Annotated in this window: 11 protein-coding genes and 3 pseudogenes; 6 read left to right on the plus strand and 8 right to left on the minus strand. The window is 69.0% G+C overall.

Features of this window, described 5'->3' with window-relative positions:
* Positions 1-10 precede the first annotated feature (10 nt).
* Positions 11-865, plus strand: a complete 855-nt coding sequence (locus tag ACWDD7_RS36280) for a helix-turn-helix transcriptional regulator (RefSeq protein ID WP_450460537.1) — start codon at positions 11-13, stop codon at positions 863-865.
* On the opposite strand, the gene ACWDD7_RS36285 is transcribed toward ACWDD7_RS36280, so the two are convergent.
* Both ACWDD7_RS36285 and ACWDD7_RS36290 read right to left on the minus strand, forming a co-directional pair.
* Positions 862-2085: an IS701 family transposase gene (locus ACWDD7_RS36285; protein WP_450460546.1), complete on the minus strand. Its 1224-nt coding sequence runs from the start codon at positions 2083-2085 to the stop codon at positions 862-864. The genes ACWDD7_RS36280 and ACWDD7_RS36285 overlap by 4 nt on opposite strands.
* A gap of 228 nt (positions 2086-2313) precedes the next feature.
* Positions 2314-3078 (minus strand): hypothetical protein, encoded by a 765-nt coding sequence (locus tag ACWDD7_RS36290; RefSeq protein WP_450460538.1) that lies wholly within the window; start codon positions 3076-3078, stop codon positions 2314-2316.
* Here ACWDD7_RS36290 and ACWDD7_RS36295 point away from each other — a divergent pair.
* Positions 3077-4018, plus strand: coding sequence for a transposase (locus tag ACWDD7_RS36295; protein ID WP_450460539.1), 942 nt, complete (start codon positions 3077-3079; stop codon positions 4016-4018). The two genes, ACWDD7_RS36290 and ACWDD7_RS36295, sit on opposite strands and share 2 nt — an antisense overlap.
* A complete protein-coding gene (locus tag ACWDD7_RS36300) occupies positions 4018-4449 on the plus strand; it encodes a hypothetical protein (RefSeq protein ID WP_450460540.1) in 432 nt (143 codons plus the stop codon). Before ACWDD7_RS36295 ends, ACWDD7_RS36300 begins: the two co-directional genes overlap by 1 nt.
* A gap of 34 nt (positions 4450-4483) precedes the next feature.
* Here ACWDD7_RS36300 and ACWDD7_RS36305 read toward each other — a convergent pair whose 3' ends face one another.
* On the minus strand, positions 4484-4801 hold the full coding sequence (locus ACWDD7_RS36305) for an ArsR/SmtB family transcription factor (protein ID WP_351875399.1): 318 nt from the start codon (positions 4799-4801) through the stop codon (positions 4484-4486).
* Between the two features lie 179 nt (positions 4802-4980).
* On the opposite strand from ACWDD7_RS36305, the gene ACWDD7_RS36310 reads away from it, so the two are divergent.
* Entirely contained in the window at positions 4981-5832 is an 852-nt protein-coding gene (locus tag ACWDD7_RS36310; RefSeq protein ID WP_450460541.1) for an NAD(P)H-binding protein, read from the plus strand.
* Positions 5833-6018: 186 nt separating this feature from the next.
* Here the strand turns inward: ACWDD7_RS36310 and ACWDD7_RS36315 are convergent, their stop codons facing one another.
* From ACWDD7_RS36315 to ACWDD7_RS36325, 3 genes are all read right to left on the minus strand, one after another.
* Entirely contained in the window at positions 6019-6408 is a 390-nt protein-coding gene (locus tag ACWDD7_RS36315) for a hypothetical protein (RefSeq protein ID WP_450460542.1), read from the minus strand.
* Positions 6409-6448: 40 nt separating this feature from the next.
* Positions 6449-9400, minus strand: coding sequence for an FG-GAP repeat domain-containing protein (locus ACWDD7_RS36320; RefSeq protein WP_450460543.1), 2952 nt, complete (start codon positions 9398-9400; stop codon positions 6449-6451).
* A 493-nt stretch (positions 9401-9893) separates the two neighbouring features.
* Positions 9894-10379 carry an N-acetyltransferase family protein gene (locus ACWDD7_RS36325; protein WP_450460544.1) on the minus strand — a complete coding sequence of 162 codons (486 nt, stop codon included), beginning with the start codon at positions 10377-10379 and terminating at the stop codon, positions 9894-9896.
* A gap of 576 nt (positions 10380-10955) precedes the next feature.
* Between ACWDD7_RS36325 and ACWDD7_RS36330 the strand changes: the two are divergent.
* Positions 10956-11257 (plus strand): annotated as a pseudogene (locus ACWDD7_RS36330) (transposase); the annotation flags it as partial.
* Positions 11258-11466: 209 nt separating this feature from the next.
* Positions 11467-11649 (plus strand): annotated as a pseudogene (locus tag ACWDD7_RS36335) (helix-turn-helix domain-containing protein); the annotation flags it as partial.
* Between the two features lie 344 nt (positions 11650-11993).
* Here the strand turns inward: ACWDD7_RS36335 and ACWDD7_RS36340 are convergent.
* Both ACWDD7_RS36340 and ACWDD7_RS36345 read right to left on the minus strand, forming a co-directional pair.
* Positions 11994-12302 (minus strand): annotated as a pseudogene (locus tag ACWDD7_RS36340) (helix-turn-helix domain-containing protein); the annotation flags it as partial.
* Positions 12303-12475: 173 nt separating this feature from the next.
* A complete protein-coding gene (locus tag ACWDD7_RS36345) occupies positions 12476-12823 on the minus strand; it encodes a hypothetical protein (protein ID WP_450460545.1) in 348 nt (115 codons plus the stop codon).
* Positions 12824-13619: the final 796 nt, after the last annotated feature.

Consider the following 13619-nt stretch of genomic DNA (forward strand, 5'->3'; position numbering starts at 1 on the left):
CGGAGGTGGCATGGCGCGGCAGGAACTGGCTCGCTTCCTGCGGGACCGTCGGGCGGCCCTGCGCCCGCACGAGGCGGGGTTGACAACGACGGGCACCGCCCGCCGTACGCCGGGCCTGCGCCGCGAAGAGGTGGCCGGGCTCGCCCACATGTCGGTCGACTACTACACGCGACTGGAGCAGGCCCGCGGACCGCGACCATCGGCCCGGATCCTGGAGGCGCTGGCCGAGGCGCTGCGGCTCACACCGGCCGAGCGCAGCCATCTGTTCCACCTGGCGGGATCGAACCCACCGCCCGGCAGCAACGCCGTGCGGCAGGTCCGCCCGCACGTGGCCAGGATGCTGGAGCGGCTACCGGAGACCGCTGCCATCGTCACCGACGCGGCATATGGCGTCGTCGCCTGGAACCCCCTGGCCCAGGCACTTCTCGGGGGCGACCTCGCACGCGGGACGACGAACCTGGCCCGGCGCCGCTTCCTGGGCCAAGGGCGCATGTACGAGAGCTCCAGTAGCGAGGAGTTCGGGCACATCGTGGTGGCGCGACTGCTCCGGGCCGCCGACCGCTACCCGCACGACCCGCAGCTGACCGCCCTGCTGGCCGAACTGCACGCCGGCAGCCAGGAGTTCCGGCAGATCTGGCAGACACGTCCGGTCCACGCACCCGGGCACCGCACCAAGACCCTCGACCACCCGGAAGCCGGCGCACTGCGGTTGAACTGCGACATCCTGCTCGTGCCCGAGGAAGACCAGGAAGTCGTCCTGATCACAGCCGACCCCGGATCACCCGCCTCGCGGGCTCTGCAAACGCTGGCCAGGCAGGCGACCTCAAACGGAAGCCGCGCACAGGTCTCTACTGTTTCGGGTTAGTACTCCAGTGCGACTTCGTGATCTATCCGGTTGCAGGAGCGGCAAGTCGTCGGGGACACGGGGGGCGGGTTCAGCAGGGCGCCGAGCAGGTGACGGATCTCGGGGACGGTCAGGTCGATCGGGTCGGTGGTGCGGGCGGGCCTGTTCGGCTGGGCCGGTCTCGTCGGCCTCGCGTCGGCGGCGAGGGCGGCGAGGAACGCCAGGGCGAGCATGGCCAGGGTGATGTGCCGGTGCCAGGCGGTCCAGTGGCGGACCTGGTAGTGGTCCAGTCCGACCTGGCCTTTTGCGGCCTGGAAGCACTCCTCGATGCACCACCTGGTCCCGGCCGCCTTGACCAGCTCGGACAGCGGCACGCGCCTCGGGGACCAACACAGGTGGTAGGCGAGTTCGCCGCTGTGCGGGTTGCGGCGGATCAGCAGGTGCCGGTGATCGTCGGCACCGATCTCGATCCAGGCCCAGTCGTAGTAGCGTGGTCCCTTCGCTCCGGCTCCGGCGCTCTGCCGGTGCCAGGCCGAGGCGGGCAGGCGGGCGACGACGGCGTCCGCGCGGATGATGGTCCGCCCCTGGTTGATCCGCACCCGGGTGCTGCATGCGACGGCGAGCACGTAGCCGATGTGGCGGGACTCCAACAGGGCGCGCAGGCCGGGGTCTTGGCCGTAGGCTTCGTCGCCGGCCACCCGGGAGGCGCCGATTCCGGCGTCCAGTGCTGCCGTGATCATCTGACCGGCCAGGGCGGGCTTGGTCGCGAACTCGACCTGGTTGGGCACCCCCGCTTGGGTGCGGCGCTCGGCGTCCTGGCACCAGGAGGCGTCGGGCAGGTAGAACCGGCGGTCGATCAACGCCCGTCCCCTGCTGGAGGCGTAGGCGAGGAAGACACCGACCTGAGTGTTCTCGATCCGGCCGGCGGTGCCGGTGTACTGCCGCTGCACGCCCGCCGAGGCGGTGCCCTTCTTCAGGAAGCCGGTCTCGTCCACGATCAGGACGCCGTCGTCGGCGCCGAGGTGTTCGTGGACGTAGGCGCGGATGCCGTCGCGTACCGCATCCGCGTCCCAGCGGGCGGTTCGCAGCAGCCTCTGCATCGGCCCGGGTCGGGCGTGGCCGGCCTGCTCGGCCAGCCGCCAGCAGTTCTTGCGCTCGTCACCGGAGAGCAGGGCGAGCACAAAGGCACGGGCCGTCGTCCGCGGCTCCACCCGCTTGAACCGGCCCGCGATCCGGGCCATGGCCTGGTCGAACATCGCTCGCCAACGGGCGCCGTCTATGCTGTGATCCGCGGCCACCGCGTGATCGTCATGAGTCCACACAACCCTTGATGATCACGCGGTGGCCGTTCCAGTTCTCACCCGGCTCGGCGCAAGATCGCGAAGTCACACGGGAGAAACCGAAGGGCCGGCCCCAGGGCAACTGAGCCGGCTCTTCGGCACTCCGTCACACCCGCCCCATCGGCTCCACTACGACGGGGTGTGGCCGTGCGTGACCCGCTCCTCGATGAGAACGTGAAGGGCGCGTAGGTGCGGTGTCTCGTGGGCTACCGCCATCGACCGCGCGTCCTGCCATGAGCATCTCCGGCCGTCCACGGTGACCGAGTCCGCACTGAGGGTGAAGCTGCCGTAGGTCACCGACTCGCCCCGCTCCAGGCGCGCACGGGCACGCGGGACTTCGTATGCGGCGATCAGGTCGGCAAGGCAGTCGATATGGCCTCCACGCCCATTGAAGGTAAGGAGTTTCTCGCCACCAAGGGTGCGCAGATCGAGCAGGGAAATGGAGACGTTACGTCCTGAGCTGCCGATGGAGCGGGTCATCGCGTACTCGAAAGGGAGTACCGCGTGCCAGGGGTGGGCATCGCAGCCCTGTGTTGACACGATGACCATGCCCCGCTCGTACCCGTAGACGGTGGGCGCGTTGGCCATGTCGCGTCTGTGTCGTTTCTCCTGGAGGAACAGGGCGGCTCCCAGCGCCACGGCGACAAGCAGCAGTACGGCACCTACCACCCGCCCGCCGGCCCCGCTCCCGGGCGCGGGCTCGCGCAGGACGAGCGCGAACCCACCGACCATGGGCACAAGGAGCAACGGCAGCCCCACCCACCAAGGTGCCTTCTTGGGCGGCATCTTGTGCCCAGTGACGTAAGCGCCGAAGTCCTCAGCTTCGGCCATTCCACGCGCCTGCGGCAGTTCCTCCACCAACTCGCTCGCCCCGGCCCGCCCACTCGTCGTCATGTGCCCTCCTCCCCCATGTTCCTGCAAGCAGGAGGATAGGCCGGGGCCGCCAATTGGGAAAGATCACCACAAGACCGGAGGTTGCTGTACTGGTCAAACTGGCGCGGACACCACCAGGTCACCGCCCGTCGCAGCCACTACCGACGACGGCTCGACAGTCCTTCAACCGGATAGATCACGAAATCACACTGGAGTATCAGGCAGATCGTGTGGGGTTGGTGGGTTTGGGCTCGTCGGCGGGGGTGGGCCGTGTCGGGCTGGGAGGGCGGGTGAGCGCAAGTCGTACAAGACCGACCTGACGGATACCGAGTGGGTCGTGATCGAGCCGCTGGTCGCGGCGTGGAAGGCGAAGCATCCGTCGGTCTCCGGCCATCAGGGGCGTTACGAGTTGCGCGAGATCGTCAATGCGCTGCGGTACCAGAACCGGACCGACTGCCAGTCGGAGCTTTTGCCGCACGACCTGCCGCCGACCGGTGCGGTGCGCTACTCCTTCGATGCCTGGAAACGCGACAGGCTGGATCGTCGGATCAATGACGTGCTGCGGATGGTGGTGGGCGAGAGGGCCGGGCGCACGGCCGATCCGAGCCTGGTGGTGCTCGACTCGCAGTCGGTGCGCGCAGCGGCCGGGGCGCCGAAGGCGACGACGGGCCTGGATGCAGCCAAGAAGACCCCGGGCCGACGGCGCGGGCTCGCGGTGGACGTCATAGAGCTGATCGTCGCGGTCGTGGTCGTCGCGGCATCGGCGCACGACGACGCGATCGGCGCCGCGCTGCCGAACAAGGTCTCCGCGGGCACAGTGCGCACGGCGCTTGTCGACCAGGGCTTCAAGACCAGCGTGGTCGACCACGGCCGAACACTCGGCATCGACGTTCAGATCGTTGCACGCAACCCGGCTGCCACCGGGTTCGTCCCCGAGCCCGCCCGATGGCGGGACGCGTGATGACCCACGCCGTCATTCAGCAACTCCTGGATGGAATCGAGCTGCGCGAACGCCAACTAGCTGCGCAGATCGGCACACTCGCCATGCGTCTGCGCGAGGCGGAGGCCGAACGTGAGGCGCTGGCGACCACGGCCAAGACCGTCCGCGCGATGGCCGCCGACCTCGATCTTGAGCAGCCGTCGGCCCCGGTGTTGCCGGAGGGCGAGGCCTACCAGCAGATCACGGGCGTCTTCGACCACGAACGCCGGCCGCTGCGCGCCCGCGACCTGTGCCTCGCGCTGGATCTGCCCGTGATACCCAGGCACGTCAAAGGCACCCGGGCGAAACTAAAACGCCTGGTCAGCTTCGGTTTCCTCGACGAGACCGAACCCGGGCTGTTCGCACAGCCCCGCCCACACGCGCCGACCGCCCCCGCCGATCAGCGATCCTGATCCAGGCCGAAGAGCAAGACGGCACAAGACTCGCTTATCGCTCCGTGAGCACTGCGCTCAGCAGGCCGGGGAAACGCGCCTCCATGTCGCCGCGGCGCACTGTGACGATCCGCTTGCGTCCTTCTGCGACGGTCCTGATCAGGCCCGCTTCCCGAAGGACGCGGTAGTGATGGGAGATCGTCGGGCTGCTCAGGCCTAGGTCGGCCTTCTCGGCGATGACCGCGCAGTCGATCGGCTCCGGACCGCGATACAGCTCGGTCATCAACGCTCGCCTGCCCGGTTCGGCCAGCGCACTGAGGATCACCGTGAGGTCGAAGGAGTCGACCGAGGGTTCGGGTAGTGCACGCGGCATTCGTCGCCTCCTCATTGTTTGACGTACATCGAATTTTATCCTACCGTCGCATCCCGTGATGATTCGACAAGAATCAAACGACCTGTCGGCGGTGCGGCTGCTCGTCCTCGCCGTCGGCACGTCGTGTCAGCCCTGATCGAAGGAGACACCGTGCCCAGTACGTTCGAGGAGCCGACCCGATGACCGGCGTACTCGTGACCGGCGGCACCGGGAAAACCGGTCGCGAACTGGTAAGACTGCTGCGTGGCAGAGGCGTGCCGGTTCGAGTGGCCAGCCGCAGCCCGGCCGCCGAGGACCCGGACGCGATCCGGTTCGACTGGGACGATCCGGCCACCCATCCGGACGCCCTGGACGGACAGGACCGGGTCTTCCTGGTGCCTCCGGTGCAGAGCGGGGACCCGATGCCGTCGGTTGGGCCGTTCCTGGCCAAGGCGCAGCGCCTCGGCGTGCGCAAGGTGGTGCTTCTCGGCTCCGCCATCCCCCTTGCCCCCAGCGCGGCGGAACTGGCCGCCCAGGTCCGGGCCCAGCCCGGCTGGGTCGTGCTGCGCCCGTCCGGTTTCATGCAGAACTTCCTAAGCCCACACCCGCTGGGCGAACGGATCCGGCGAGACGGTGAGATCCGCACCGCCGCCGGTGACGGCCGGGTGGGCTGGATCGACGCGCGGGACATCGCGGCAACCGCCGCCGCCCTGCTGTCCGACCTTGACGCCATTCCCGGCGATCAGCATGACTACCTGCTCACCGGCCCGCAGGCGCTGAGTTACCCGGAGGCGGCAGCGATCATCACCGCCGGCACCGGGCGCCCGGTCCGGGTGATCCATGCCAGTGAGGACCAGCAGGCGGCCGATCTGCGGGCCGCGGGCATACCCGCACAGTTCGCCGCGATCCTCGCCGCCGCCGACGTCGGCGCCCGCACCGGCCGGGACGACGAGGTCAGCACCGCGGTGCTCGATCTGACGGGCCATCCGCCGCGCACCTTCACCCAGTTCGTTCAGGAGCACGCGGCCCGGTGGGCAGCACCAACCGCTTGATGCGGCAAGGTCGAGGGCAGCGAGGTGTGATGTCCGGGTGGGGGCGAGTTGTTGCCCGGTCCACCAGGCGTCGATGCGGATGAGGTTGATGGCGGTGGCTGTGAAGATGTGTGCGAGGGGGGCTTCCGCAGTCCTGCCTAGCGGGCGCGGTGAGCAGGAGCTCCGCGGAGATGTATCCGGCGTCCATCAGGTGTTCGCCAGGCAGCAAGTGCTTGGCATGGAGCCGGTCGTGGACTTCGTGTCGACGACCACGGGGTCGCCGACCGTGGCGTCCGTGGTGACCACGTGAGTGATCACGTGGGGCCGGCCGCTCTCCAGGGCGCCGCAGGTCTCGGTGTGGTGGACCTTGTAGCCGTTCCAAGCTGAGCCGCGCTTGACGGCGTTGCGGGAGTCGGGGCCGTAAGGCGAGGTGATCCTCGCTCTGCTGGGCGGGAGATCATTCTTCCCCCGCCAGGCCACCTCCTGCACCCCGTCCATGACCGTCCGCTGAAACTGCCGCAGCCACACTGCCCGCAGGATGCCGGCCGCGGGCACCTCCTGCAGCCAGTCGGGCCGCGGTGCGCGGACGGCCGACACGCCGACCGCGGACGACAGGAAACACTGCGGGTCAATACACCTAGAAGATGCCCTTGTAGCCCTGCCAGCCGGTGGCGATCTTCACGGGCGCCCCGAACGATCCCTTGCCGTCGCCGCTGTTGCGGTACAGATTGCCCGTCGTGTCCCGCTCGATGAGGTCGCTCTTCCCGTCTCCGTTGATGTCTCCGACGCCGACGATGGCGTTGTACGACCCGCCCCAGTTCGAGAAGACCTTCACACGGTCCTTCAACAGGCCCGTCCCCGTGCCGTTGTAGCGGTAGAGGGTGCCGGCCCTGTCCCGCGCCAGCACATCGCCGTAGCCGTCGCCGTCGAGGTCTCCCGCGCCCACGATATTCGTGTAGCCGGTCCAGGCCGTACGGATCTTCTTGCCCGCCGCGAGCGAGCCGTCGTCCCGCGCGGCGAACAGGTAGATGTCACCGGTGGACTTCCTTCGGGCGAGCAGGTCGGGGCGGCTGTCGCCGGTCAGGTCGCCCGGGGCGGTGAGGCTGTCATAGGCGTCCCAGCCGGTGCCGAGCGAGGTGTACGGCGTGCTCGGCTTGAGGGCGCCGCACCCCGGGCGGTAGCCGCGCAGTTCCCCGCCGCTGAGCCGGACCAGCACGTTGTTGCATTGGCCGTCGCCGGTCCCGAACGGCACCGCGACGGCGGAGGTCGGCCAACCACTGGCGGAGGTCTTGCCGGAGAAGGTGCCCGTGCCCGTGCTCTGCTGGAACGTGAAGGCGCCGGCGGAGTTGAGGGTGAGCAGATCGCCGCCGCGGTCGCGGGCCACGAAGTCGTGGTACGCCGCCTGGGCGCCGGTGATCTTCACCGAACCGGACTTCGTCACCTCCGGTCCCTGCCCGTCCGTGGGCCAGGCGGTGAGGGTCCAGGCATAGGTGGCGTCCGGGGCACCGACGCCCGCCACGCCGGTCCAGCCGTCCCAGCTCGGCGTGATCTGGCCGCGCGTCTCGCCACCCGTGAGCGTACGAACCGTCTTCCCGGTCGTCCGGTTCTTGATCGTGAGCTGCCAGCGACTGACGGGCTTGGAGGTCCACCAGCGGGGCTTCCACGCGGGTCCGTCCAACGCGACGTACGCGCTCGCCGGCACCGACGAGTCCGTCACGCCGAGCGCCCCGGCGGCGATGCCCGTGGGGACGACGTGCACGTTCTCGTCCGCGTCGACGTACGCGACCTGACCGCCGTACGCGTCGACCGTCCAATCCATGCCGGCAGTCGTACCGCGCGCGGTGCCCAGTACGCGGGTCGCCGGCGTCGTGGAAGTGACGTCCGTGAGGGTGACCTGCCGGTCGGCGCCGACGTGTACGACGAAGCCATCACCGAGCAGCCCGGGTGCCGAGCCGGTGGGCAGAACGCGCACCTTCCCGTCGGCGAGGCTCGCCAGGACGGCAGTGTCCCCGCCGGCGCCGCACTCCACGTACACGTACCGGCCGGTGGCCTGCACGGACGACGGGGTGCACGAGGTGCCGACGAACAGCGTCCGGCTCACCGTGCCGGTACGCACGTCGGTGGCCGTGATCTTGCCCGCCCCCGCCGCCTGCCACAGGGTGGCGCCCCACAGCGCCCCGGGCGCGGCCGAGACGGTGCGCACCACGGCGCCCGAGTCGAGGTCGCGCACTGTGGTCGCGGTGGCGGTGCGATAGGCGACGTACCGTCCGGAGACACTCTCGACGGTCAGGTCGGTCAGGCCCGTGGCGATCGTTGTGCCCGGTACCGGATGCGCCTCGCTGACGAGACGCAGGACGGCCTTCCCCTCGTACACGGTCGGGTAGAGGACGCGACCGTCACCGGTCGGATACAGAGGACAGCCGCTCGCCCCGCACAAGTCGGCGGCGCCGAGGTTCTCGTTCCTCACGACCATGGGTGTGCCGGACACGACCAACTTCCGCTCGTGATAGGCCGTCAGGTTGTCGGTGTAGGTGTCCGCGGTGTCGAGGCGTCCCTGGAAGAGGGCGAGCGAGCCGGTCCGCGAGGGTGCCCAGGGGATGTCCAGCACGGCGCTGCGCCGCAGGTCGCCGTCGGGGGATTCGGAAAAGCGGTGCACCCCGTGTTCGCCGTTCAGTTCACCGCTCACGAGGAGATCGCCGTCCGGGCCGGGAACGAAGTTGGCGAAGGCCGCTCCGCCGTGGTCCAAGGGCTTGGTCACGACCCCGTCGGACGACACGACGGAGACGGTCAGGTCCGAATCCATGGTCATCCGCAGAACCCGGGAGCCGGCAAGGCGAAACACGCTGCTGTTCGGTGCGGACGGGTTCGGCACGCTCCACGGCGTGGCCTGCGGGTCGTCGCGCGACACGATCTGCTCGGCGCCGGCCGAGGAGTCGTACCAGGCGACGGCCTGAGGGGTGATCTGCAGGCTCATCATGTAGCTCTGAGGCACGGGCAGCACGCTCATCCGGGCTGTCGACAGGTCCACCAGGCCGACGCCGTCACCGGCGGCCGACCGGTAGCGCACGACGACACCGTTTCCGTCACCGGCGTCCGGGAGATAAGACGCTCCGCAGGTCGCGCCACTGGGCACGTCCGTCACCGGGCGGTCGTCCAGCGAGCCCTCCGACGTGAGACGGAAGAGATGGCACTCGCCGTTCGCGACGCCGAGGACGGTGTCGCCCTGCACGGAACGGAGGGTGACGCCCTCCGGCAGCCGAAGGGTGCGCCTGGCGCCGTCGGCCGGGTCGATCAGCACGACACCGTTCGTGCCGGTCTGATAAGCGATCGTGTCGGCGTGGGTGTCGAAGATCCGTCCCGCGCTGCCGTCCGCCGGGATATCCGGTGTCATCGACTCGCCGGTCGCGTAGTCCGTCCACCGCCACCCCCGACCGTACGCGCGGTGCAGGAATCCGGTCTGTCCCGCGGAATAGAGGTACTCGGGCAGGACCGACTTGCCGTACGGCGCCATCACCACCTCGTCGGCCGCCGGCACCGGCTCGGCCGACGCCGCAGGACTCATCACCCCCGCGACAGCCGCGGTCGCCACGACGGCGAAGCCCACACGGCGCGATATCAGACGGGAACATGACAAATCGTGACCGACCAAAACGGTCCCTCCCCGAGAGCGCGAAAGGGAAGCGCACCCGTCCGACTCCCCAGCCCCGGTGCCGCGATCCCCCTGAGTCGGCAAAGATACCCCGTATGCCGTTGCAGTACGAATGGGCCGTCCTCGCCGGAGCTGCGGTCCGTGAGAAGCTGCGCTCCATCGTCGCCACGCGGGGCCGGGCGTACGACGTCGCCAGGACGAACGGACAGTCCATGACGAGGGCGAACCGCCCGCCGGAGAACTGCGCGACCTCGAGGCGGAGGCGTTCGCCACCGTCGCCGAAGCCGTCAAGTGCGACGAGCCGCTCGACGTTGATCCCCTTCGTCAAGCTGCTCCTCCAGGCCGGGGGGCTCGACGAACCGGCTCCGCTCTTGGACGTGCCACTGGCACGGGCGTCGGCACCCACTCACGAGTTCCGGCCGGAGGGACTCGGCTACGGCCGGCCGCCCTGGTCTCCCATGGCGTTCAGCGCTTCGTCCGTGAGCCGGTACACCGACCACTCGTCCTGGGGGCGGGCGCCCAGTGCCTCGTAGAAGTCGATCGCGGGCCGGTTCCAGTTCAGGACCGACCATTCCAGGCGCTCGTAGCCGCGTGCGACACAGATGCGGGCGAGTTCCGTCAGCAGGGCCTTGCCGTGGCCGCCGCCGCGGGCCTCGGGCCGGACGTACAGGTCCTCCAGGTAGATGCCGTGCACGCCCCGCCAGGTGGAGAAATTGAGGAACCACAGCGCGAAGCCCACGACGTCGCCGTGGGCATCCTCGGCCACGTGTGCGTAGGCGGCCGGGCGCTCGCCGAACAGGGCCTCGGTGAGCTGTTCCTTCGTCGCCCTGGCCTCGTCGAGTGCCTTTTCGTACTCTGCGAGCTCGCGAATCAGGGTGTGGATGATGGGGATGTCGGCGGGTGTCGCGGTACGGATCATGCCCTGAGTCTCACACGTGGTGCCAGCCGGGTCCCAGGCCGGATGCCGGAACGGGGGGCGGGCGCGGCCCGGCGCGCCGGGAGCAGTACTCCGAGGACGGGCTCGGCGGCGCCGGCTTCGGTGGATGCCTGAGGTGACGTCACCGGAGCCGCCCAGGCACTGACACCGGCGTTGCTGTCAGGCAACAAGGCGCTCCCTACGGAGCGGCCGGCAGAACGTGGTCGCCCACGACCTGGGCCGGCCGCGTGGTCCGGGGGCTCCGGCCGGGAGTCGGAGCGCCGCCCCGCCGGTCTCCGTAGGGCCTACCCCCGCGGCCGGGGCGCCTGGTACGGCTCGCGGGGCGTCGCAGTGCCGGGTGATGTCACGGAGGCGGTCGAGCCCGGTGGCTTTCGGGTCGAGTGCCCGGTAGCCAGGAGTGCGGGCTGCGTGCGTCGCCGTGTCAGCAGGGTGTCGCGACGCTCCCGCTTCATGCCACCCGTCCGTCAGGGCTGCCGCAGACCCCCGGGCTTGTCTGGTTCGCGGGTCGTACGGCCCGCCGGGGCGATGGCACTCCGCAGGCCGGCAGGCTTGTAGCACTTGCTGAACGGTGCGTCCTGGGACGTCGACGCGGTGAGAGACGACTGCAGCAGTACGTAGCCGAGCGTCTCGGCGCTTCGGGCGGGGTCCTGATCATGGACGGCACCGGCTTCCTCGGAAAGGGCACCACGTCCGCTGGGGTGCAAAGGCGGTACTCGGGCACGGCCGGCCGGACGGAGAACTGCCAGATCGGAGTCTTCGCCGTCTACGTCTCGGTCAAGGGCAGAGCGCTGGTAGACCGGGAGTTGTATCTGCCGAAGTCCTGGACCGCGGATGCGGACCGGTGCCGGGCGGCGAAGGTCCCACGACCGGGCGTCAGACAGTTCCCCACCCAGGGCCAGACCAACGAACCACCTGCGCAACCGTCACGGCGGAGACCGTTGCCGTACTAGTTGTTCTGTCCGGGGAGGTTGTGGACGGGTGAGCCAGGTCTCGGCTGAGGGATCTTGAACAGGTGAGGGCCTTCCGGTTCGGTGTGGATTGCGACGTCTACACCAACAGAAAGGCCCTCGTGGTCCACCGTAATGCACCCCTGACCGAGACCGGTCGCCTGCGTCTGGCCCGTCGCGTGGTCGAGGAGGGCTGGCCCCTGCGCCGGGCCGCCGAACGCTTCCAGGTCGCGCCCACCACGGCCCAGCGGTGGGCCGAGCGCTACCGGCAGTGCGGCGAGGCGGGGATGCGTGACCGTTCCTCAGGTCGGGCAGCGCGTCACGGCCGAGGAGCCCCTCCTCCGCGAGGCGCTCGACCATGCGGAATGCGTGCTCGAAGTCGAGGGCAATCTCGTCCGTCGTGACACCGTGCTTCTCCAGCCACATCGTCTGGTCCGGCGCAGACGCCGCCACGACCACCAGCGCCTCGATCAGAAGGCGCTGGCGAAACGAGGAATCAGGAGTCTCCACAGCGAGATCATCCCACTCCTCCCCTCAGCAAGGGATCCGTCTGTTCGACCGCCTCCGGCAGGCAACTTGACGTGCTAACCGCCTGAGGTGTCTCACGGGTCAATACAACTAGTCAGCCACTCCCGCACTGCGGGGGAACCTCAGCCAGGAGCGTACGTATCTCTGCGATCGCACGGGTGATGGTGGAGCGGTCGACGCCGAACAGCAGCCCCAGCACCGAATGCGGCAGGTCGTGCCGCAGATGGATCAGCGTGGCCACCAGCCGGTCGACGAACACCAGCTGGTGGCGGGCGCCGGCACCCGCGGCCCGCTTCCGGACTCCTCCTCGTGCAGCATGGCGTCGGCCCTCGAGTCCGGCCTGCCACGGCACCGCCAACTCTTCAATCAAGCAGGCGACCGCCACTTCCCGAGGAAACCGACCAAGCCCCGGATAACTTGCGTGCGGCAGGCGAAGCGTAGGTTCAAGGTGGAGAAATCCGGATGGTTGAACCGTTTTGTGCCGCAGCGATCGGCGCGAGTAGGTACAACCGGGACAATGGCCGCCAGCGCGGCGGAGTGGGCCCTCGATCGATCGGCCGCCCTGTTCCATGTCGGAACCGGGCAGCCGATCGGGCAGGGCTCTCAGTCCCCTGTCTGCCCGAAGACGTATCGCACGAGGTCCGCGTCCTTCTTCGGCACCGCCAAGTCGTAGGTCCCGTCCCCAGTACTCAACTCGTAGCGCTCGAACTTCGGCGCCATGGGCACCTTGCCCTCGACAGGCTTCAGCGCGAAAGGAGGTCTCAGAGGAGTGCTCTTCTTTTCGCCTGTCCGGTCAGTCCAGACCGGCGTCTCTCCCAAGGCGCACCGCAAGAATCCGCTCCTGGTACGAGCGATCTTCGTGCCCTGGCCGATCGACGTCATCACCGCTCCGCCAATGCTCTTGGTGAATCCGACGACCTGCAACGGCTGCCCGTTCCTGAAGTCCTCCATGTCCTGAGCAGGCGAGCGCCGACGGATCTACGTCCATCGCAGCAGCACGTCCACCGCGGTCTCGGTGCCCGCGGAACGCCGCGGCGAAGGAACCCCTTGCGCCATCTTCTCCTCTTCCCTCGGTCGCGGGCATGCGCATCCGAAGCACGGACGTGCCACATCCCTGACCGGTACTCGAACACAGCTCCCCACCGGAACTGCGGAGCCGCAGGCTATCTCCCTGTGTAGGTGCGTGTTGATCGCGTTGGCTCCTTCGCGAGGGGCCGCCCTTGGTGGGCGGTGATCGAGGGAGCAGCGTGCAGAGGGACCTATCCGCAGCGGTAGCGAGCATGGCCGAGGAGAATTGCGGTGACGGTCGGGGCGGTAGCCGACCTTGACAAGGGGTTGTGACGGGGCTCTTACCGCAATGGTGTCTTCTCCAGGCGCCGGAACCTGCTCACTCTTGCCGATGCGCGCACTACCCTGGACCACCTGACCACGGCGGTGCTGACGCACGTGTTGGAGGACATCGCCGAGCAGATGGAACTCGCTGAGCAACCATTCACGCCATTTCGGCGGTTACCGGACGAGCAGCGGGTGTGCGGGCCGGTGTTCGCCGGGAGTGCCGACCTGGGCAGCTTGCCGGGTATCTGCTGCTCGACTACGACGACTCGTACGGTATCGACCGAGTTGGCCTCTTTCTCTCCCGCCAAGTGCCTTGATCTCAGTGGGCGGTTCGTGAGTATATGAGTCATTCTGGTGTCGCCTGATGGTGTGGACGGAGGCGGAACGTGCCGGTCCGATGCCGGTGGCCTGC

Source organism: Streptomyces sp. NPDC001056 (genome assembly GCF_053598955.1).

Coding starts and splice junctions, on each gene's coding strand:
- ACWDD7_RS36280 (WP_450460537.1), top strand. CDS start 11: ATGGCGCGGCAGGAACTGGCTCGCTTCCTGCGGGACCGTCGGGCGGCC.
- ACWDD7_RS36285 (WP_450460546.1), bottom strand. CDS start 2,085: ATGGCCCGGATCGCGGGCCGGTTCAAGCGGGTGGAGCCGCGGACGACG.
- ACWDD7_RS36295 (WP_450460539.1), top strand. CDS start 3,077: ATGTGCCCTCCTCCCCCATGTTCCTGCAAGCAGGAGGATAGGCCGGGG.
- ACWDD7_RS36290 (WP_450460538.1), bottom strand. CDS start 3,078: ATGACGACGAGTGGGCGGGCCGGGGCGAGCGAGTTGGTGGAGGAACTG.
- ACWDD7_RS36300 (WP_450460540.1), top strand. CDS start 4,018: ATGACCCACGCCGTCATTCAGCAACTCCTGGATGGAATCGAGCTGCGC.
- ACWDD7_RS36305 (WP_351875399.1), bottom strand. CDS start 4,801: ATGCCGCGTGCACTACCCGAACCCTCGGTCGACTCCTTCGACCTCACG.
- ACWDD7_RS36310 (WP_450460541.1), top strand. CDS start 4,981: ATGACCGGCGTACTCGTGACCGGCGGCACCGGGAAAACCGGTCGCGAA.
- ACWDD7_RS36325 (WP_450460544.1), bottom strand. CDS start 10,379: ATGATCCGTACCGCGACACCCGCCGACATCCCCATCATCCACACCCTG.
- ACWDD7_RS36345 (WP_450460545.1), bottom strand. CDS start 12,823: ATGGAGGACTTCAGGAACGGGCAGCCGTTGCAGGTCGTCGGATTCACC.